Raw genomic sequence first — 19,738 nt, forward strand, 5'->3', positions numbered from 1 at the left:
CCCGAGATAGGCCCGCCGGGTCGCGTCGCCGGCATTCGCCAGGAACGAGCGCCAAAATCTACGGCCCGAGCATGAAGAGCGATCCTGGCGCCCCTCACGCAGGAAGCTTACCCGATCAGAAAGTCGGCGTGGGTGATCGCCGCCTTGTTATCGAGTACGGCGAACTTCACCGCCGCCGCCTTGCCCGAGCCGTCGGCGTCGTAGAACAGGTCGCCGGTCCGACTGTCATAGAGGACGTGGTCGTCGGCATCGACCTTGGCCTTGGCGATGTCCTTCAGCTCGTTGGCCTTAAGCTGGCCCGGAGCGATCGCAGCGAAAAAGCTCTTCGAGAGGCGGATCGTATCCACCGCCGAGAAATCGGTGATCCGATCGACGTTGCCCGCGCCGAGCGCGCTGGCGAAGATGAACGTGTCGGCGCCGTTGCCGCCCGTCAGCACGTCGTTGCCGCCCTTGCCCTCCAGGCTATTGGCGCCGGCATTGCCAATCAGAGATTGGCCGAACTCATTGCCGATGAGGTTAAACTTCTCTGCGCTGGTCGAGGCGGAGAGCTGCAGCGTCTCGATCTCCTGCCCGGCCGCGAGTCTATAGTGGCTCAAGGACACGACACGGTCGATGCCGCCACCCACACCCTCGACGACCCGGTCGGCGGAACTGTCCACGCTGTAGGTGTCGTTGCCGCGCGCGCCCGTCATCACGTCGGCGCCGCCTCGGCCATCGAGCGTGTTGTTGCCGTCATTACCGATCAGCGCTTGCCCGAATTCGTTGCCGGTCAGGTTGAGGTTCTGCTTGCCGGTTGCGAGCATCAACCGCAGCGTCTCGATCTCTTGGCCCGCCGCGAGCTTGTAGCTCGTCAGGGCACCGACCGTGTCCCGGCCTCCACCCACCGCCTCGATCACCTGATCGCGCGTATTGTCCACCGTGTAGGTGTCGGAGCCGGCCCCGCCGATCAGGATGTCGGCGCCACCCTTGCCGTCGAGGACGTTTGCGCCGCCATTGCCGGTGATCGTCTGCGCGAATTCGTTGCCGATCAGGGTGAGGCCAGCCGTGCCGGTCGGGGCGGCCAGTTGCAGGCGCTCGATTGCGCTACCAACCGCCAAGGCGTAGCCGACGGAAGCGACGACGGTGTCGGTACCCTCGCCGCTTTCCTCGAACACGAGGTCGTCCACGTTGTCGACGATGTAGGTATCGTCGCCGAGCCGCCCCAGCAGGGAATCGGCGCCCTGGCGTCCATCGAGAAGGTTGTTGCCGAGGTTGCCGAACAGCATGTCATCGCCCGCTGCTCCGGTGGCGTCGATGTTGCTGGAGCCGGTGAGCCAAAGCTGCTCGATGTTGTCGCCAGTCAGGGTGTAGGAAACCGACGCGAAGACGGTGTCGAGGCCGCCGTCTCGCGCCTCAACGACTACATCCGCTGTATCGTCGACATCGTAGATGTCGTCGCCTGCGCCGCCTTCAAGCCGGTCAGCCCCAGCGCCGCCGTCGAGTCGGTCGTCGCCGCCGGCGGTCGTGATGCGGTCGCTTCCGCCGTAGCCCTGAATCCAGAGGGCGACGGAAGAGAGTGGATCGGCCCAGAACGTGTCGCCGGCATTCCCGAGCTGAAACTTCTCGATGTCGATATAGCGCTCGCCCGCGGCCTTACCGGTGTTTTTAGACGGGTCGGCAAGGTCGATCGTGATGGACGTGTCGTCCCCCTCGATCGCGACGCCCAAGGTCGCAGTATCGTAGCCCTCGCCGCCGTCGAAGCTGTCGACACCGCCACCGCCGAACATGTAATCGTCGCCGGCGCCGCCGCGAAGCGTGTCGCGGCCGGACGAGGCGTCCCGCTCGAAGCTGCCGTAGAGAGTGTCGTTGCCGCCGCCACCTTCGAGCACATCATCGCCATTGCCGCCGCGCAGGATATTGGCGCCGCCGTTGCCGAGGATCGTGTTCTGCCCGGCATTACCGGTGCCGTTGACCGCAGCCGTACCGGTCAGCTCTAGGTTCTCGATTGCGTCTTCGAGCGTGTAGGAGAGGCTCGTTACAACGGTATCGTTGCCGAACGCGCCGGGTTCCTCAACGATGACGTCCCCAGCCTCGTCGACGATGTAGCGGTCGCTGCCCTGTCCGCCGCGCATCGTGTCGGCGCCGCTGCCGCCGTCAAGGGTGTCGTCGCCCCAATCGCCCACTAGGAGATCGCGTCCGTTGCCACCGCGAACCGAGCGGCCTGCGCCGATGATATAGATCTGGTCGTCGCCAGCCGTGCCAATCGTGGCGTTGCGCGTTTCGAAATCGACGGCGACTTCCGTGGACGATGTTTTATAGACGGCCATGACCGCACCGGTGCCGGCCGCGGCCTTCTCAAGACCGACCGTCACGACTGACGCACCGAATGTGACGGAGAGAGTGTTCGCCGAGACATCGAGCTTCGTCCCGACGGAAGACGCGACGCCCTGTAGCTTGATTTCGTCGCCTGCTCCGAACGACTTGATCGCGTTCGTAAAAGCGAGGCTGCCGTCGGCATTCAGAAGGGCCGACTTCTGCACCTTCAGCTTCTGTGCACCGGTATCGAAGCTCACGGCGCCCGTGCCAGCGGCGCCCTTGGCCGCGAGGTTAAGGGAGCCGCCTTTTAGGATTGTCCCGCCGCTGTAAGAGTTGGCGCCGCTCGACAGTACGACCAGACCAGCCCCCGTCTTCACCAGGGTCCCGCTTTTATTTTCCTGCGGGGCTCCGATGAAATCGGCGATTGTGGCCCTGATGTCGAAATTGTTGTTTTTCCCTCCTACCTCGAAGTGATTGCCGCCCAGGAAGATTTTTCCGTCGCCGTAAACCATCGCAGCCGTGAGCAGAGTGTGCGTCGTCCCCTGCGTGGAAACTCTGTTGCTAAAATCGATTACCCCGCCGGCCTCGACGGACAGTCTCGCGTTCCCAGGGGTCGATAGAAAATGAAATTCCGTCGTCGCGCCTTTCTTCGTGACGATGGTGGCGTTCTCGGCCGTTGACGAGGCATAGAACGACACCTTCCCGCCCTCGTTGACGATTGTCGCACTGCCGCCCAGGGCATATTCGTTGAACGACAACGTGCCGCGATTGACGATCGTCGCGCCTCCTGCCGTGGCCCCGTAGGTGAACGACATGGAGCCATCATTGGCGATGGTCGCGAGTCCGGCAGTGGACGTTCCGTTGAAGGAAAGCCCTGCACCGACTCCATTGGAGATACTTGATTTGCCTGCCGTGCTTTCTTCGGCAAAGCTGACGAGGCCGTATTGCAATGACGACGAGACAGCACTCTTGATCTCGGCATTGCCGGCAGTCGATTTATTTCTAAAATTTATACTTCCGCCCTCACTGGCAAGAGAGGCAGAGGCCGCCGTGCTTTGCTCGTAGAATGAAATGCTCCCTTTTGTCAGCGAGACCTGCATTGATGCGGCCGTTGACATGCCTGCAAAAGAGACTGATCCTTCTCCAATTACCTTCGAACTGCCTCCACTCGCGGCGTTGTAGAAATTGAGAATGGCCAGGCTTCCGATCTTGAAGGAGGCTGCATCAGCATTTGCCCGATCATAGAAGCTCACATAGACTCGCGGCCCATAGGGGTTTGTCGTCTCTTCCAGAGAAATTGTTGCGCCTTCCGCGTGGCTGTCGTCCCTGAAATTCAGCCGCCCCCCTAAATTTACTGCGATCTGTGCAGTTCCACCGTCGCTATTTTTATAAAAATAGACAGTCTCACCGTTGTTGATGAGGATCGTGGCATTTCCGGCGCTTTGATTCTCGCTGTAATCCGGCATTGCTACGCCCCTCACCAAGCACATCGTATGCTGCATCGGTGGGCTGGCGCTTCACTGATCAATCAGCGTAGCGTACCAATCACCGAACCCCAGTTTTGGTTGGTTTGCCCGATGAAGCGTATAATTTCAAGCACTATCGGTTTGGGCCGGTGATTGAAGTCCAGCTCACGCGCAGTCCGACGCTCTAGTTTCGATACGGGCAAATTCGCAAATATGCCGCCGTATTTATGCGGGAAATGTCAATCAGGAATACCGGCATTCTAGATGATTGCGGCAATTTTTATTAGACTAAAGGCATCGACGAAAAAAATTTATGTCAATACGTGTACACAACGAGCACGCTCAAACGGGCTTAGGCTTTCCTCCACACGGCTCCACCGCATTTTGGTTGCAGATCCTCGCACCTCCGCATCCCCGCCACGCTTCTGCAGCAGCAGATGAAACTGGAATCGGCCATGGGCGTCTCGGCGCCGCGCTCGACGCTGTCCGGGGCGGACAGGCTGTCGGCGAGCGTCGCGTTGTTGCTGCCGCGATCGTTTAGCTACGATCGAGGCCGAGCCCATCTGCTAAAGTCGCATCGATGTGCAACCTCTACAGCCTGACGAAGAGCCAGGACGAAATCCGGCGTGCGTTCCGGATCGATACCGACCGCATCGGCAACCTGCCGCCGCTGCCGGGCATCTTTCCGAATACCGCCGCGCCGATCGTCCACGTCGCGGACGGGCAGCGCGTGCTCTCAATGTACCGCTGGGGCATGCCCTCGCCGGCCTTCGCGCTGGAGGGCAAGCGGGTCGATCCGGGCGTCACCAACGTGCGCAACACCGGCTCGCCGCACTGGCGCCGCTGGCTCGGGCCGGAACACCGCTGCCTTGTCCCGCTCTCCGCCTTCAGCGAGTTCAACAAGGCGGCCGGCGGCGACATCTGGTTCGCCGTGAACGAGGAACGCCCGCTCGCCTGCTTCGCCGGGATCAGGGCGGAGGGCTGGACCTCTGTGCGCAAGCTCAAGGACGGCGAGACGACGGACGACCTCTACGCCTTCCTGACCTGTCCGCCCAATGCCGAGGTCGGCGCGGTGCACCCGAAGGCTATGCCGGTGATCCTGACGAGCGAGGAAGAGCGGGACGCGTGGCTGCGGGCGCCGTGGTCGGAGGCGAAGGCGCTGCAGCGCCCACTGCCGAACGAAACGCTCATGGTGGTGGGGCGCGGAGCGAAGCACGACGACCTATAAGGCTCGGGCAATAGCGAGGTGGTCACATCATGTTGCGAGCGATCTACCGGACGGTCGGCATCTTGGCAGCGTGGGCGGGATCGTCGGCGGTCGGACATGCGATTGAGGTGACCCAGCGATCTACCGGACGGTCGGCATCTTGGCAGCGTGGGCGGGATCGTCGGCGGTCGGACATGCGATTGAGGTGACCCGAACCCTCAATATCGCGGCCTCACCATCTGCCGTCTGGGCTGTCACGGGAGATTTCTGCTCGATCCAGCGCTGGCACCCTCAGGTCGAGACGTGCAGCCTATCGAACAAGAGCGATGACGACGGCAGGCCAGTTCCGTTCCGCAGCCTCGCAGTCGCCAACGGCCTGGGAATCATTGTCGAAGTCGAGACTGGAGTTCAGACTGCTGGTCTTGGTGCCGGTCGTGGGACAGGAGCGACCGCACGACCGCCGTGCCGCGCTTGCGCCGCTCCCTGCCGGGGGGAACGCATGGCTTCCTCTGCTCGCGCGCCAGCACCTGACATCCCTCAATGAAGCGGGCCGATCCGTCGGCGAGAGGCGGCCCCCCGAACTGCCGGACGATGCCCTGCAGGCAGTGGCCGGCGCGGCCGATGCGGCGCACCCGTCGGGCGCGACGCCGACCGAGGGCGAGCCGGAAGCTATCCTGTCCAGTCTCCCTTCCCGCCTGGCTGACGGGAGCGCGGCGCCCGACCTCGCATGGCGGATCGGCTTGAAACTCTGGCGCAGCGGCCGCGCGCAGCGGGCCGCCGAGGCCTTCGCGCTGGCCTATGCGCACGGCTGCCGCGACCTGGGCTTCCTGCGCGATCACCTCGGTCTGCTGACCGGGGAGACGCGCTACCGCGAGGTCATCGACGTTGCCGTCGCGCTGCGACGGGATGGTTTCGCCGATCACCCTTCGGCAGCAAGCCGCCTCGCGATGCTCGTCGGGCACGCCCGGCTCGCCCTCGCGCATCCCCGAGACGTGGAGATCGCCCGGGCGGCGGAGCGCGCCGCCTCGCCCGTATGGCTCGACCCGCCGACGCTGCTGCGTGCCATCGCCGCCGCGATCGCCGAACGCCGCCCCTTTGCCTTTACCCGCCTGGGCGACGGCGAGGCTCGCTACCTCCTCGGTGAGGCGCCGGTGGAAACGAGCGGCCTCACGGACGAGGAAGCCCTCGCCATGGGTGATCTCGTCTGGGAGAACTGGTTCGGCGCGCCGCTCTCGGCGGTCGATGCGGACCGTCGCGCGGATCTGCACGCCGCTTTCGTGGATGCCGTGCGGTCCGCCGACGTCGTCGGCGTCTGCAGTCATGAACGCCTACGGGCGGATACCGGCCATTACGGCTATCTCGCCTGGCAGGAGGCATGGCTGCGCAACTTGGATGGCGGGAGCGCATCGCGGCTCTTCACGGACGCACAGGTGCATTACCGGTTGAACGCGGAGGCACCGTTCCTCGCCACGCTGCTCGAAGGCCAGGACATACTCAGCGTGATCTCTCCCCACCCAGGATGTTCCTCGGCAGCCGCCACATCGACTGGCTGACGTCGTCGTTCTGGATGCGGCGGGCCGGGCTGGCGCCCGGGGAGGCTTGATGCCGTCCGCCGAACACGCGGGCAGCGATGATGTGGGTCCCCATCAAGAGGGGCCCGCGCCGGCCACGATTGTCCACGCTCTTCAGGCGCACGCCCGTTCCCGGCCAGACGCGGTCGCGATCCACTTCGTCTGCGGCGAGGACGAGGGGGAGGTGCTGACCTACGGATGTCTCGACCGCAGGGCGCGTGCGCTCGGGGAGCGCCTGCGGTTGGCAGTCGAGCCGGACGCACTAGCTCTTCTGCCCATGCGCTCGGATGCGCCTTCGGTGATCGCACTCGTCGCATGCCTCTACGCGGGCGTGGCCTGCGCACCGGTCCCTCTGCCCGGGCGGAACGGCAGCGTCCTGCATCTGAGAGCGATCGCCGCCGCCTCGGGCGCCGCCGTCGCGGTCGTCCCGCCGGACGCCTCTCACCTTGCGCAGGCGCTACCAGGCATGCGGATTATGATCGAGGACCCGACTACGGAACCGAGTTGGTCGCCCGAAGCCCCCTCCGGCAGCAATCTGGCCATCGTGCAGTACACCTCAGGCTCGGCGGCAGAGCCGAAGGGCGTATTGCTCTCACACGCCAACATCGCTGCCAATCTCGCGATGCTGCGGAACGCCTTCGCGGTCGGGCCGGACGATGTGTACGCGAGCTGGCTGCCGCTGTTCCACGACATGGGGCTGGCGATGCTGCTGATGCCGCTGCATTTCGGCGTGCGCGGCCACCTGATGCCGCCGCTCACGTTCCTGCGCCGCCCGGCGCTCTGGCTGAAGCAGGTCGCCCGCAGCGGCGCGACCATCACCGGCGCCCCGAACTTCGCCTACGCGATGTGCTCCGACCGCGTGGGCGACGATGAACTGGAAAACCTCGATCTCGGCCGGCTGCGGCTCGCCTTCTGCGGAGCCGAGCCTGTCCGACTCGCGACCATGCGGCGGTTCGCGCAGCGCTTTGCGGCAACTGGGTTCAGGGCTGAGGCACTCTATCCCTGCTACGGTATGGCGGAGGCGGTCACTTTCGTCTCGGGCGGCCATTTGCGCGGCTCCGGGCGGGCGAATCCGGGGGACGAGATCGCCCCGGTGAGCTGTGGCCGACCCGCCCTTGGGACACATGTCGCGATCGTCGATCCCGCCACGGGTGCGCTGTGCGCGGACGGGGTCCAGGGTGAGATCTGGGTTGCGGGCCCGCAAGTCGGCGCAGGCTATCGTGAGATGGCCGAGGCCACGCGAACCTGCTTCGGCGCGCGGCTCCCCGCGTTTCCCGGCCTCGCCTTCCTGCGCACCGGCGACCTCGGCTTCCTGGCTCGGGGAGACTTGACGATCACCGGGCGGCTCAAGGACATCATCATCTACCGCGGCGCCAATATCCACGCCGCGGATATCGAGGCCGCGGTCGCTACCTGCCACGAGGGTTTCGGCGAAGTCGGAGCGGCCTTCGCCTGGACCGTCGAGGATGTCGAGCAGATCGTGTTGGTGCACGAGGCGGCGCGCGGCCTCAACGGACCGACCGACTCGCGGATGCGCCGCGCCGCACTCGACGCGGTCGCGTTCCACCACGGCGTGCGCCTGCACGACCTCGTGTTGGTGCGGCCTGGCGGCATCCCGAAGACCACGAGCGGGAAGGTGCGCCGCGACGCCTGCCGTGCGCTCTACGTACAGGACGCGCTGCGTTCGATCCCGCTGGTGTGAGCGTTGGGAGCGCCGCACAAGAGCCGTAAACCTGCCGCACTGTTCAATCTTTGGGAGAACGCACGTGGTCAGCGCATCGCCTGATTAAATGACGGGACTCGGTCGAATCCGAGGCTGAGCGCGTTCGGGTGGTGAGGGAAAAGCAATGATGCACGGCAAATCCCTCTATCTCATCAACCCGCGGCCTCAACACGTCTATTACGAGACAACTGAGGGGTTCGTCAGTATTCCTGACCTCGCGATCGTGACGATCGCCGCCATGGCTCCGGACCACTGGGACGTGCGCGTCTGTGAGGAGGAGCTGACCGAAGTCGATCTCAACGACCCCGCCCGGTTCGTCGGTCTGACCGGGAAGACCGCACAAGTTCCCCGGATGATCGAACTTGCCGCCGCGTTCCGCGCGCGTGGAAAGATCGTGTTGGCCGGGGGCCCGCTGGCTACCCTGGACCCGGACGCGCTGCGACCGCACGTGGACATCCTCGTGATGGGCGAGATCGAGGAGATCGCCCCCAACATCTTCGCCGATCTGGAGGCTGGGTTGTGGCGGGACAGCTATGACGGGGGCCGGGCCGACATTCGTAAGTCTCCCGTTCCGCGTTGGGACCTCTACCCCGTCGAACGGGCACTGATGGGGGCGCTGCAGACGACGCGTGGCTGCCCGTTCGACTGTGAGTTCTGTGACGTTATCCGCTACAACGGCCGCAAGCAGCGCCACAAGGATCAGGACCAGATTTTGCGTGAGCTGGACGCATTGCACGCGCAGGGCTTCCGCCAAGTGTTCCTGACGGACGATAATTTTACGGTCCACCGCCAGTTCGCTCGGGGTACACTGGAGGCGCTCGCGAAGTGGAACGCTCGGCACGCCGACGACCCGATACGGTTCGTGACCCAGGTTTCGATCGATATCGCCCGAGACGCCGACATGCTGGACCTGTGCGTGCGGGCCGGCCTCGATCACTTCTTCGTCGGTATCGAGACCGTTAACGCGGAAAGCCTACGCGAGACACGCAAGCGGCAGAACCTGCTTCTGCCGCCGCTGGAGGCCGTCGAGCGGATTGTGTCCCGCGGCATCCTGATCCGCAACGGCATCGTCATCGGCTTCGACCACGACGGCCCGGACATCTTCGATATCCTGTTCGCCTTCTTGCAGGCCTCTCCGCTGCCGATTCCGACCGTCCATACGCTGATCGCGTCGAAGGGGACGCCGCTGCGTGCCCGCATGGAGCGGGAGGGGCGGCTCATTGAGGGGGAACAGCGCTTCGTGGAAGGATTCGCCAGCAACATCATTCCCAAGCTGATGACCCACGCGGCCCTGATCGAGGGGGCAAGGGACCTGACCCTGCGGCTCTTCGCAGTTTCGGCGTTCCAGCAGCGGATGATGAACTTCATCGGCGTGTTCGGCAGCGCATCCGATGCCGCACGACCTGCGACCCGCGGTCGCTCGGCGGCCGGCCCTCGCGGGGTCTACGCGATGCGCTGCCTCCGATTGATTCGGGATCGCGGCCGGGACGAGGCAGCGATGGTCACGCGCGTCCTAGCCGCAGCAGCGAAAAACCCCGCGTCCCTACCCAGCGTCATCACCTGCCTGGTTCTCTATGAACAGTACCGGGCTTACTTGGATGACGTCGAGCGACGCTACGCGGAAGCCACTTTATCTGGTCAAGCTGCGTAAGGCGCAGGAATTTTGCAGCCTAGGGTTAAAAACCTATCAAGGTATTAATCTGTCGGGATAATGCGGCTTCCATAGCGCGTTTCGTGGCAGGGAGGCGCGCCATAGCGGACTTGTTCTGGCTGTCGGACGAGCAGTAAGCGGTGATCGAACCGTTCACGCCGAAAAACCTAGCCCGGCCCCGAACGCAATGACGACCGGCAGGTCATCTCGGGCATCGTTCACGTCGTGAAGACGGGCTGCCGCTGGTGCGACTGCCCGCCGAAATACGGTCCGCCCACGACGATTTACAACCGCTTCAACCGTCGGTCCCGGCGCGGCTTCTGGAAGGCGATGCTGGGAGCGCTCGCTAAGGCCGGCTGGACCGGCAGCAGGCCAGATCGTGGTGGCCCTCAGTGAGCTACACCACGCCAAGGGACACGACCGACAGGAAGCACAGCTTGAGAAACATATGATGCTCTAGATCCAACCTGCCGTTGAGACATTTTTTACGCTCTGCAGATAAACCGCATCTGTCATGCGGGAGCTGCGACGATGAGTAAGGCGGGCTGCCAGGGCTGCAGGAACGCAAAGCCGCTGCCATTCGATTTCACGATGGCCTTCCAGCCCATCGTAGATGTCAGCCAGAATAGGATCTGGGGTTACGAAGCTCTCGTACGGGGTTCGGAGGGACAAGGCGCAGGCTGGGTCCTTGATCAGGTTGATGAGGAGAGCCGCTATAAGTTCGATCAGGCCTGCCGCGTCCGAGCCATCGAGCTGGCCGGCAGCCTGTTTCCAGACAGCGACAAACGACTCTCAATCAACTTCATGCCGAATGCAGTCTACGAGCCGGCAGCCTGCATTCGTGCGACGCTGGAAGCTGCGCACCGTGTAGGCTTTGCCAATCGGCAGCTCATGTTTGAGTTCACCGAAAACGAGCGAATGCTCGATGTCGGCCATGTGCAGCGGATCGTCACGGAATACCGCAAGCAGGGCTTCCTGACCGCGCTGGACGACTTCGGTGCCGGGTATGCCGGCCTCAACCTTCTTGCGAGCTTTCAGCCCGATCTGATCAAGCTCGACATGGAGCTGATCCGAGGCATTGCGACCTCGTCGGCCCGCCAAGTGATCGTCGCGGGCGTTGTGGGCATCGCCAGGGAATTGGAAATCACGATCCTGGCCGAGGGTGTCGAGACGGACGCCGAATTGATGGCACTGCGTGCGGCTGGCATTCGCCTGTTCCAAGGTTACCTGTTCGCTAAGCCAACCGTAGCGGCTCTACCGCCAGTTCGCTTCTCGGCGTCGTGCCCTGCGGCCTTGGTGGAGGCCACCAAGGCCGCTTGATGGGCATAATCGGAGCGCCCCAGAGGGAGCGTCTCAGCAGAACGGAGTGGGTGTAGCCCAAGCCGTCCGCACCTCGTGAGCTTCCGAAACGATGGGCTGATAGCGCCCACCAGCCCCCTGTGCCGGCCTTCCCCTGCGGCGTACCACTTCCCGCTCGAAAGCGAGGAAGCCGAGAGGTTCCTCATTCCTACCGTGGATCGGCCGCACATCGACCTCGCAAAGGTAAGCCTCGCCTGACTTCCGGTAGTTCTCAAGGACGCCGTGAAAGCGACGTTCAACTTGCAGCCTGCGCGCAATCACCCGGGTCAGCTGCCGGTTGGTATTCGGCCCCTGCAGGATCCGCGGTGATTTACCCAGCACCTCTGCGCCAGCATAGCCGCTCATGCTAGTAAAGGCAGGATTGGCGTACAGGATGGTCGGTCCCGGCTGCTCTAGATCGATGTCGGTCAGCACCACCGCCGTGCTGAGCGGCTCGGCAAAAAGCCTGACAAGCTCCACAATGGTCACGGTCATACACCCCCTTCCTGAGCCGAGATAAGTCAGAAAGCGTTAAGGGTTTCTTCCTGCGGCGAAGGCAGCCGCCAGGGATGCGCACTGGTCAATTCAGGAAGTTTTAGCACATTGGGCCCACTCTGCGCTGGTGGCGCATGGATCGAGAAGCTCCGGTAGGCGGAGTGATCAGGCGTGCCTCACATCCGTGACACACCGAAGTGTTGAGTGAAGCGCCGATGATCCATCAGCTTGTCTATTACAGCCGCAACGCCGTGTCGGGCAGTGACCGTGACATGCTCACCAACATGCGCGAGATCCTGTCAGCCTCTCAGCGCAACAACAGCCGCGACGGGATTACAGGCTTCCTGATCTTCGACAAGACCTGGTTCATCCAGATCCTGGAAGGCGAGCGCGCTCGCGTGACCGAGACGTACAACCGTATCGCGCGCGACACGCGGCACTCGACAGCAACCATCCTCAACGTGCGCGACGTGCCCACACGGCTGTTTCCGAACTGGACCATGGGAGGAGCGATGCGCACGCCTGAGGTTCAGGAAGTCTACCTACAGCATGGGTTTGGTGGTGCCCTCCAGCCCAACCGCCTCAAGTCCGACCAAGTCGTCAGATTGGCGTTGGATTTGCAGGCGTTCGAGGTCAGCCGCCGTCAGCCGCAGAAGCTCGCCAGCTGATTGAGGGCCTGCCTCTACCGGGGATTCCGGTTAAGGCTTGCGGTACGTAGGCGCTCTTACAACTATAAATCACATTCATTCCATACAGCCTCGTCCAACAGGGCGAGGCTGATATTTTTATATCGAACACGGTAGCCAGACCTATTCAGTTTCGGATCGTTAACGATCGCCTCAGTGGATCTCTCGTATATGTCGTTACTATCGACGGCATGAGGAAATCCGAGGATGCGCATGATCCTGCGTCCGCTTCGCTGGGCGCGTCCAGCGTGGACGCTGCCCGTGCTCAACCTTCTGTGCGTATTTGGCCTCTGTGCCGTCTCAGGGTTCATGCTCTGGGACATGCGCCGGGATGCCGAGCGTCGGGCAACCGCGTCCGCCCGTAGCCTGGTGCAGGTGCTCGGCCGCGACATCAACCGCAGCATCGCCACGTACGACCTCTCGCTGCGCGCTATCGTTGACGGCATGCGCCTCCCCGCCGTGATGAACGCCGACCCGGAGACGCGTAACCTGATCCTCTTCGATCGGGCCGCCAACGCCGAGAACTTCGGCCATACGCTCGTCCTCGACCGTACCGGCAAGCTCATCATCAGCTCGAGGACACTCACACCCGAGCCGCTGAGCTACGCGGATCGCGAGTACTTCCAGTATCATGCCACCCATACGGACTCTGGCCTCCACATCGCACCCCCATTGATGTCGCGGATCACAGGCCGCTGGGTGCTGGTCATCAGCCGGCGGCTGTCCGACCCGGACGGTGCCTTCGCTGGCGTGGTGCTGGGCTCGATCTATTTGGACTATTTCCGCCAGTTGTTCGCGGCCATCGAGACGGATCATGCCGGTACGGTGACGCTGTACGGGCCGGGCGGCACCATCGTCATGCGCGAGCCCTACGATGAGCAGCTGATTGGCCGTAGCGTGTCGGCGACGGATAGCTTTCAGCGCATGCTTGAGACCCGGCAGGGCCTGTTCACCGGGCCTGCGATGACCGGTGAGGGCACTCGCACCTTCACGGTCACGCAGGTGGGCGAGCTGCCACTATGGCTGAGCATCGCGCTCACCCCCGAGGACATCTACGCGGCCTGGTGGCAAAAAGCCTTCGTACTCGGAACCGTATTTCTGAGCCTGTGCGCCACCACCGTGGTGCTGACCGCACTGTTCCAGCGCGAGCTGCTCCGGCGCAAGGCTGCGCAGCAGAATATGGCGGCGCTGAATGCCGAACTGCAGCAGCTCGCGACGACGGATGCCTTAACAGGGCTGAGCAACCGACGGCGGTTCGATGAAGTCCTTGCCCGGGAGTGTCGACGCGCCGCGCGGGTGGGCAAGCCGCTGTCGCTGCTGATGCTGGATGCGGACCACTTCAAGAGCTTCAACGATCGCTACGGCCACCAGCAGGGCGACGAGGCACTCAGGCTGATTGCGCGGGCAATGCAGACGGCGCTCCACGTACAGTCCGACACGGCCTACCGGATCGGTGGTGAGGAGTTCGCAGTCGTGCTGCCGGACACCGAGCAGGCGGGTGCAGAAACCGTTGCCAACCGCTTGCGGCAGGCTGTTCTCGAACAGCGGATGCTGCATGCTGGCAATCCGCATGGACTGGTGACGATCAGTTGCGGTGTGGCTGCACAGTCAATTGGAACAAGCGATAATGCGGCGGCCCTGATCGCAGCCGCGGACAAGGCCCTCTACGAGGCCAAGAGCAAAGGGCGTAACCGAGTTCAGACCGCCGTATCGACATCCCGCCACTTTCCTCACACGGCTTCTCCATGCATTTAATTGGCTGAAAAACGGTCGTTTTCCGTACATTGGCCCGAAAGGTGGAATGACCGCTCGGGGTGGGAAGCCGTCGTTCAGTATCTGCCCGCTGAACGACGACTTCTTGCCTAAACGCCAGATTCGGATCGACGGCCAAGGGCAGATATTCAGTTCCTGATGCTGTCTTTCCGGCGTCAGAAGCTAACGCCCCCAGCAGTCGTTCCACCGCTGAGGTGAACAGCGAGTTTGACGGGTCGACGCAGGCGAGCGCGCTTCTCTTAATTCGGGATCAGCTCCCGGGCGGGCCCGCCTGTCTCCTGTCCCCGGCCGCGGGCGTAGGGCGGCAGGGCCGGGTTGTTGGCGTTGGCCGAGTCGGCGTCGGTCTCGAAGAAGTCGTTGCGCGGCACCGCGCCGGCCGTCCAGGCGGAGGCGAGCGAGGAGATGCAGAGGCCCGAACAGGCCCGTTCCGGCGCGACGGCCTTCGCGCCGGCGCCGGCGCTGGCCAGGACACCGACGGCGGCCAACAGGACGAGCGCGTTGTGCTTGATGCTGGACATGTCAGGCTCCTTCGATTGCCTGCCGAACACTTCGCTCGGCCCGGCGACGACCTGACAGACGCCAATTTTCGCGACTTATTCCGGATGCAGTTCGAAAAATTGCGGCTTCATCGTTCCGCGCCGGGCATGCGGTGCGACGAAGAAAAATCGGGAAGGGCTTGGAATAAACGTCGGGAAACGGCGTCTCTGCTCCCATGCCGTCGTCGGGCGCTCCTGCCGCCGGCGACTCGGCACAGGAAAAGTCCGCGCATGTCGGGATACTGGCCGTGAGCGATATGGTCCGCCTCATCGAGCCGCTCATCCCGGCCCTTCGCCGCTATGCCCGCGCGCTCCTGCGCAACCCGAGCGATGCCGAAGACCTCGTGCAGGACTGCCTGGAGCGCGCCATCGGCCGCTGGCCTCAGCGCCGGGCGGACGGCGACATGCGCACGTGGCTCTACGCCATCCTCCACAATCTCGCCGTGAGCCAGATGCGCCAGCGCGCCCGCCGCGGCACGTCCCTGCCGGTCGAGGATGCGCCGGAGGCGATCCTCGCGGTCGCCCCGAACCAGCACGAGGGCCTGCTCCAGCGCGACCTCACCGCGGCGCTCGATGCGCTGCCGGAAGAACAGCGCGGGGTGCTGCTGCTCGTGAGCGTGGAGGGGCTCTCCTACGCCGAGGTGGCCCAGGTGCTCGCCATCCCGATCGGGACGGTGATGTCGCGTCTGGCCCGCGCCCGCGACCGCATGATCCAGCTCATGGACGGGGAGCGCGCATCCGCCCCCGCCGGGCGTCCGCTGCTCAGGAGGGTGAAGTGACCGTGCGCCCGATCACCGAGGACGACATCCAGGCCCTCATCGACGACCGCCTGGAGGCGGCGCGCCGGGTTGAGGTCGAGGCCTACCTCGTCTGCCATCCCGATCTCGGACGGCGCGTCGAGCGCATGCGCGGGCTCGGCGACGCCTTGCGCGACGCCTTCGCGCCGGTGGCCGCCGAGCCGGTCCCGGCCCGGCTCACCCTCGCCCACCTCGTCGCGGCGCGACGGCGCCCGCGTCTGCCGGCTTGGCAGGCGGCGGCCGCGGCCGTGCTGCTGGCGCTCGGCGGGATCGGTGGCTGGGGTCTTCGCGGCACGCTGTCGGCGCCGATGACCGGCGTCGATGCCCTGGCCCAGGAGGCGAGCGCGAACTACGCCGTCTACGCCCCCGACCGCCTGCGCCCGGTTGAACTCGCGGCGAGCAACAGTGACGAACTCGCCCGCTGGTTCTCCGCCCGGCTCGACCGCCGTGTCGGGGTACCGGAGCTGAGCGCCTCCGGCTACCGGCTGATGGGTGGGCGCCTCGTCGCCACGCCGCACGGCCCGGCGGGCCTGCTGATGTACGACGACCCGCGCGGCACGCGGCTCGTCATGCTAATGCGGCCTATGGCCCAGCCGGGCGACGCGCCGATGCGCGAGCACCGGACGGGGGCGGCCACCGGCTACGCCTGGGCCCAGGACGGGCTCGGCTACAGCCTCGTCGGCGCGAGCGATCCCGCAATCCTGCACCCGCTCGCCAACGAAATCCGCCGCACGACCGCGACGAACACCTGAGGCCTCCATGACCCTGCTGCACCGCCTGACCGGGGCTCCTCTCGGAATGCCCCCGCGCGCCCTGATACTACGCGTTTCCGCTATCGGGGCGCTGCTCGCCGGCACGGCCGGAGCCTTCGCCTCTGCCGGCGGCTGGCTGTCGCCGGCCGCGCTGACCCCGGCCCGCGTCGTCGATCGCTTCGAGCAGGTGAACGGCCCGCATCCGGGCTTCCGGCGCAACCACGCCAAGGGCTTGTGCGTCGCGGGTGAGTTCGCCGGCAACGGAGCGGGCGCCGCCCTCTCGAAGGCGGGTGTGTTCGCGGCGGGACGCGTGACGCCCGTCGAGGGACGGTTCGCGCTCGCGGGCGGGCAGCCTTACGCGGCCGATGCCGCTGCGACCGTGCGCAGCCTCGCCCTGCGGTTCCGGCTGCCGGACCGGGAGGAGTGGCGCACGGGCATGAACGCCCTCCCGGTCTTCCCCGTGCGCACGCCCGAGGCGTTCTACGAGCAGTTGCTTGCGGGGAAGCCCGACCCAGTCACCGGCAAGCCCGACCCGGAGCGCATGAAGGCGTTCTTCGCCGCCCACTCGGAGAGCGCGAAGGCCGCCGGCCTGATCAAGGCGCGCCCGATCACCGCGGGCTTCGCCGACAGCACCTTCCGCAGCCTGAACGCCTTCCGGTTCGTGGCCGCCGACGGCCGTGCCACGCCGGTGCGCTGGGCCCTCGTGCCCGAGCGGCCGGCGATGCAGGAGAGCGCGAGCCAAGCCGCGCGGACGGACAAGAACTACCTGTTCGACGACCTCATCGCTCAGCTTCGCCAGGAGCCGCGGCGCTGGCATCTCATCGTCACAATCGGGCAGTTGGGGGATGCTACCGCCGACGCGACCCTGCCTTGGCCTGCCGACCGCGAGAGCCTGGACGTGGGCACTCTGACCCTCGCTGGCGCGACGCCCGAGGAGGCCGGCAATTGCCGGGACGTCAACTTCGACCCGCTCGTCCTGCCTGACGGCATCGCCCCGTCTGACGACCCGCTGCTGAGCGCCCGCTCGGCCGCCTATGCCCGCTCCTTCACCCGCCGGGCGGGCGAGGCGACGCGCCCCAGCGCCGTGGCCGCGACGGCCGACCGAGGAGACGCCCGGTGACGCACCCCACCCGCTTCAACCTTCCGGCCCGCCTGCTGCACTGGAGCATGGCGGTGCTGATCCTGGCCATGCTTTTCATCGGCGTCGCGATGGTGGCCTCGCTCGCCGATTACGGCACGCTGGTCGCACTGCATCGCTCGCTCGGCCTCGCGATCCTGCTTCTGGCGATCCTGCGGCTCGCCAACCGCTGGCGTCGCCCCCCGCCGCCCTTGCCGGTTGACCTGCCCCCGTGGCAGCGGCGGGCCGCGCAGGCCTCGCATGTCGCCCTCTACGGGCTGATGCTGGCCATGCCGCTCGTCGGCTGGGCGATGCTGTCGGCGGCGCGCATCCCCGTCGCGGTAATTGGGCCGCTGGTGCTGCCGCCGATCCTGCCGCAAGACCCGATGCTCTATGCGGGGCTGCGCGAACTCCACACCGTCCTGGCCTACGGGCTGTTCGGCCTGATCCTGGCGCATCTTGGGGCGGCCCTGCTGCATGGGCTAATCCGCCAGGATGGTGTCCTCAGCAGCATGGCGTCTTGGCGGTCGCAGCACTCTTCTGAAAATTTATGAGCGGCGGCCTCTGAGAGGCCCCCATTCCTTCGGCTGTTGTGCAACGAGCGGGCATTCGAGGTGCTGCCACCGAAGGTACGGATCGAGTCCGGAAGCAGCGATCAAGGCCCGCCGGTGCCAATTCCGGCTTGTGTCGCTGAGAGCCGTCATTCGACATTGGGCTCAGCGGCAGCATCGGCTTCCTCATGGCGGGCTCCTTAACCAAGGAGCCTGTCATGCCCGAGGTCGTTACCGTTTCCACAAATCCGCGTGTTCCCTGGAACCGCGACCGTATCGTCGGTCCTAAACCGCCGCTGAAGCTGAAGCACATCTGGGCCCTANGAGGTCGTTACCGTTTCCACAAATCCGCGTGTTCCCTGGAACCGCGACCGTATCGTCGGTCCTAAACCGCCGCTGAAGCTGAAGCACATCTGGGCCCTGCGCACGCGTCTCCATCTCGCCAACCGCACGCGAGATCTTGCCCTGTTCAACCTTGCCGTCGACAGCAAGCTGCGCGGGTGTGATCTCGTCGGCCTGCGCGTGAGCGACATCTACCTGGGCGACGCCGTGCGTCTTCGAGCGACCGTCTGCCAGCGCAAGACCGGCAGGCCGGTTCCGTTCGAGATCACCGAACCGACGCGCGAGGCTCTCGCGGCTTGGTTGACTGCGCGCAGGTTGAAAGCCGGCGACTGGCTGTTTCCAAGCCGGAGTCGACTCGGAGAGCATCTCACGACGCGGCACTATAGTCGGCTGGTCGACCGCTGGGTTGCGCTGATCGGCCTGGACCCTTCTGCGTTCGGCACGCACAGCCTGCGCCGCACGAAGGTCGCTCTGGTCTACAAGCGTACCGGCAATATCCGAGCCTGCCAACTGCTGCTCAGCCACACCAAGCTGGAGAGCACGGTTCGCTACCTCGGCATTGAGGTTGACGACGCGCTGATCCTCTCAGAGCAGACCGAAATCTGATCCAAGCGCCGCGGTCGAAATGGCCGCGGCGTGCCAGCAGGATTGCCGCCCCCAGGGTGCTTCCTGTCGGTCGTGTCCCTTGGCGTGGTGTAGCTCACTGAGGGCCACCACGATCACCGGCGTGGGCCGGATCGGTCAGGCTGCCAGGGTTGGCAAGCCGACGAGGGGATCATCGCCGATCGGGGCGATGCTTTCCAGGGTCATGTAACGGGCGCGCTGGAAGGGCCGGATCGGTCAGGCTGCCAGGGTTGGCAAGCCGACGAGGGGATCATCGCCGATCGGGGCGATGCTTTCCAGGGTCATGTAACGGGCGCGCTGGACCGCCCACTCGTCGTTCTGTTCGAGCAGGRTCGCGCCGACGAGGCGGGTGATGGCCGTTTCAYTGGGGAAGATGCCGACCACTTCGGTCCGTCRCTTGATCTCGCCGTTGAGGCCCTCATCCTGAGCCTGTCGAAGGATCGAGCGAGTTGGTGCTGTGGAGCTTGATCCGGTGGGCGGCGGGGAAGCCCATGTAGGCCAGCACATCGGTCTCGGCGCTGTCCATCAGGGCGGCGAGCTTGGGCACCTTGGGGCGGAGCTGATCGGCCACGCGCCGCCACTGCTGCCGGGCGGCCTCGGCATCCTCCTGGGCGAAGGCGGTGGCGATGAAGGCGGAGAACACCCGCTGTCCGCTGCGGCCGGCATGGGCCAGGGCGTTGCGCATGAAGTGGACGCGGCAGCGCTGCCACGCGGTGTTCATGACCTTGGCGACCGAGGCCTTGATGCCCTCGTGCGCGTCCGAGATCACGAGCTTGACCCCACGCAGGCCCCGGCGCGCCAGTTTGCGGAGAAA

General features: G+C 65.1%; 14 protein-coding genes and 4 pseudogenes. 14 read left to right on the top strand and 4 right to left on the bottom strand.

Annotation, left to right across the window (positions count from 1 at the left end; genetic code table 11):
- Window positions 1-107 precede the first annotated feature (107 nt).
- On the bottom strand, window positions 108-3,761 hold the full coding sequence (locus ASG52_RS25700) for a beta strand repeat-containing protein (protein WP_162250025.1): 3,654 nt from the start codon (window positions 3,759-3,761) through the stop codon (window positions 108-110).
- 580 nt (window positions 3,762-4,341) lie between these two features.
- Between ASG52_RS25700 and ASG52_RS25705 the strand changes: the two genes are divergently transcribed.
- From ASG52_RS25705 to ASG52_RS25730, 7 genes and pseudogenes are all read left to right on the top strand, one after another.
- On the top strand, window positions 4,342-4,989 hold the full coding sequence (locus ASG52_RS25705) for an SOS response-associated peptidase (RefSeq protein ID WP_056249860.1): 648 nt from the start codon (window positions 4,342-4,344) through the stop codon (window positions 4,987-4,989).
- Between the two features lie 184 nt (window positions 4,990-5,173).
- Window positions 5,174-5,263: pseudogene (locus tag ASG52_RS28590) on the top strand (SRPBCC family protein); the annotation flags it as partial.
- Between the two features lie 31 nt (window positions 5,264-5,294).
- Window positions 5,295-6,521, top strand: coding sequence for a GT-D fold domain-containing protein (locus ASG52_RS28595; protein ID WP_286159176.1), 1,227 nt, complete (start codon window positions 5,295-5,297; stop codon window positions 6,519-6,521).
- 49 nt (window positions 6,522-6,570) lie between these two features.
- A complete protein-coding gene (locus ASG52_RS25720) occupies window positions 6,571-8,241 on the top strand; it encodes a fatty acyl-AMP ligase (RefSeq protein ID WP_082552736.1) in 1,671 nt (556 codons plus the stop codon).
- 145 nt (window positions 8,242-8,386) lie between these two features.
- Window positions 8,387-9,913, top strand: a complete 1,527-nt coding sequence (locus ASG52_RS25725; RefSeq protein ID WP_056249869.1) for a B12-binding domain-containing radical SAM protein — start codon at window positions 8,387-8,389, stop codon at window positions 9,911-9,913.
- 140 nt (window positions 9,914-10,053) lie between these two features.
- Window positions 10,054-10,279 (top strand): annotated as a pseudogene (locus ASG52_RS26790) (transposase); the annotation flags it as partial.
- Window positions 10,280-10,444: 165 nt separating this feature from the next.
- Window positions 10,445-11,233, top strand: coding sequence for an EAL domain-containing protein (locus ASG52_RS25730; protein WP_056249873.1), 789 nt, complete (start codon window positions 10,445-10,447; stop codon window positions 11,231-11,233).
- 33 nt (window positions 11,234-11,266) lie between these two features.
- On the opposite strand, the gene ASG52_RS25735 is transcribed toward ASG52_RS25730, so the two are convergent.
- Window positions 11,267-11,746: a PAS domain-containing protein gene (locus ASG52_RS25735; RefSeq protein WP_286159171.1), complete on the bottom strand. Its 480-nt coding sequence runs from the start codon at window positions 11,744-11,746 to the stop codon at window positions 11,267-11,269.
- A gap of 215 nt (window positions 11,747-11,961) precedes the next feature.
- On the opposite strand from ASG52_RS25735, the gene ASG52_RS25740 reads away from it, so the two are divergent.
- Both ASG52_RS25740 and ASG52_RS25745 read left to right on the top strand, forming a co-directional pair.
- Window positions 11,962-12,414 (top strand): BLUF domain-containing protein, encoded by a 453-nt coding sequence (locus ASG52_RS25740; protein WP_056249875.1) that lies wholly within the window; start codon window positions 11,962-11,964, stop codon window positions 12,412-12,414.
- A 225-nt stretch (window positions 12,415-12,639) separates the two neighbouring features.
- Window positions 12,640-14,187, top strand: coding sequence for a sensor domain-containing diguanylate cyclase (locus ASG52_RS25745; protein WP_082552737.1), 1,548 nt, complete (start codon window positions 12,640-12,642; stop codon window positions 14,185-14,187).
- Between the two features lie 257 nt (window positions 14,188-14,444).
- Here the strand turns inward: ASG52_RS25745 and ASG52_RS25750 are convergent, their stop codons facing one another.
- Entirely contained in the window at window positions 14,445-14,723 is a 279-nt protein-coding gene (locus tag ASG52_RS25750) for a hypothetical protein (protein WP_056249878.1), read from the bottom strand.
- Between the two features lie 266 nt (window positions 14,724-14,989).
- Here ASG52_RS25750 and ASG52_RS25755 point away from each other — a divergent pair, with 266 nt between their 5' ends.
- From ASG52_RS25755 to ASG52_RS25775, 5 genes and pseudogenes are all read left to right on the top strand, one after another.
- The gene (locus tag ASG52_RS25755) at window positions 14,990-15,520 is read left to right on the top strand and encodes an RNA polymerase sigma factor (RefSeq protein ID WP_056249881.1); all 531 of its coding nucleotides are present in this window, start codon (window positions 14,990-14,992) and stop codon (window positions 15,518-15,520) included.
- A 2-nt stretch (window positions 15,521-15,522) separates the two neighbouring features.
- A complete protein-coding gene (locus ASG52_RS25760) occupies window positions 15,523-16,290 on the top strand; it encodes an anti-sigma factor family protein (RefSeq protein ID WP_056249982.1) in 768 nt (255 codons plus the stop codon).
- Window positions 16,291-16,297: 7 nt separating this feature from the next.
- Window positions 16,298-17,410: a catalase family peroxidase gene (locus ASG52_RS25765; protein ID WP_056249883.1), complete on the top strand. Its 1,113-nt coding sequence runs from the start codon at window positions 16,298-16,300 to the stop codon at window positions 17,408-17,410.
- Window positions 17,407-17,961, top strand: a complete 555-nt coding sequence (locus ASG52_RS25770; protein WP_056249886.1) for a cytochrome b — start codon at window positions 17,407-17,409, stop codon at window positions 17,959-17,961. The genes ASG52_RS25765 and ASG52_RS25770 overlap by 4 nt, the downstream gene beginning before the upstream one ends.
- A gap of 321 nt (window positions 17,962-18,282) precedes the next feature.
- Window positions 18,283-18,906 (top strand): annotated as a pseudogene (locus tag ASG52_RS25775) (tyrosine-type recombinase/integrase); the annotation flags it as partial.
- 234 nt (window positions 18,907-19,140) lie between these two features.
- Here ASG52_RS25775 and ASG52_RS25785 read toward each other — a convergent pair.
- A pseudogene (locus tag ASG52_RS25785) lies at window positions 19,141-19,738 on the bottom strand (transposase); the annotation flags it as partial.

Origin of the sequence: Methylobacterium sp. Leaf456, from assembly GCF_001425465.1 — a bacterium.
Taxonomy (GTDB): domain Bacteria; phylum Pseudomonadota; class Alphaproteobacteria; order Rhizobiales; family Beijerinckiaceae; genus Methylobacterium.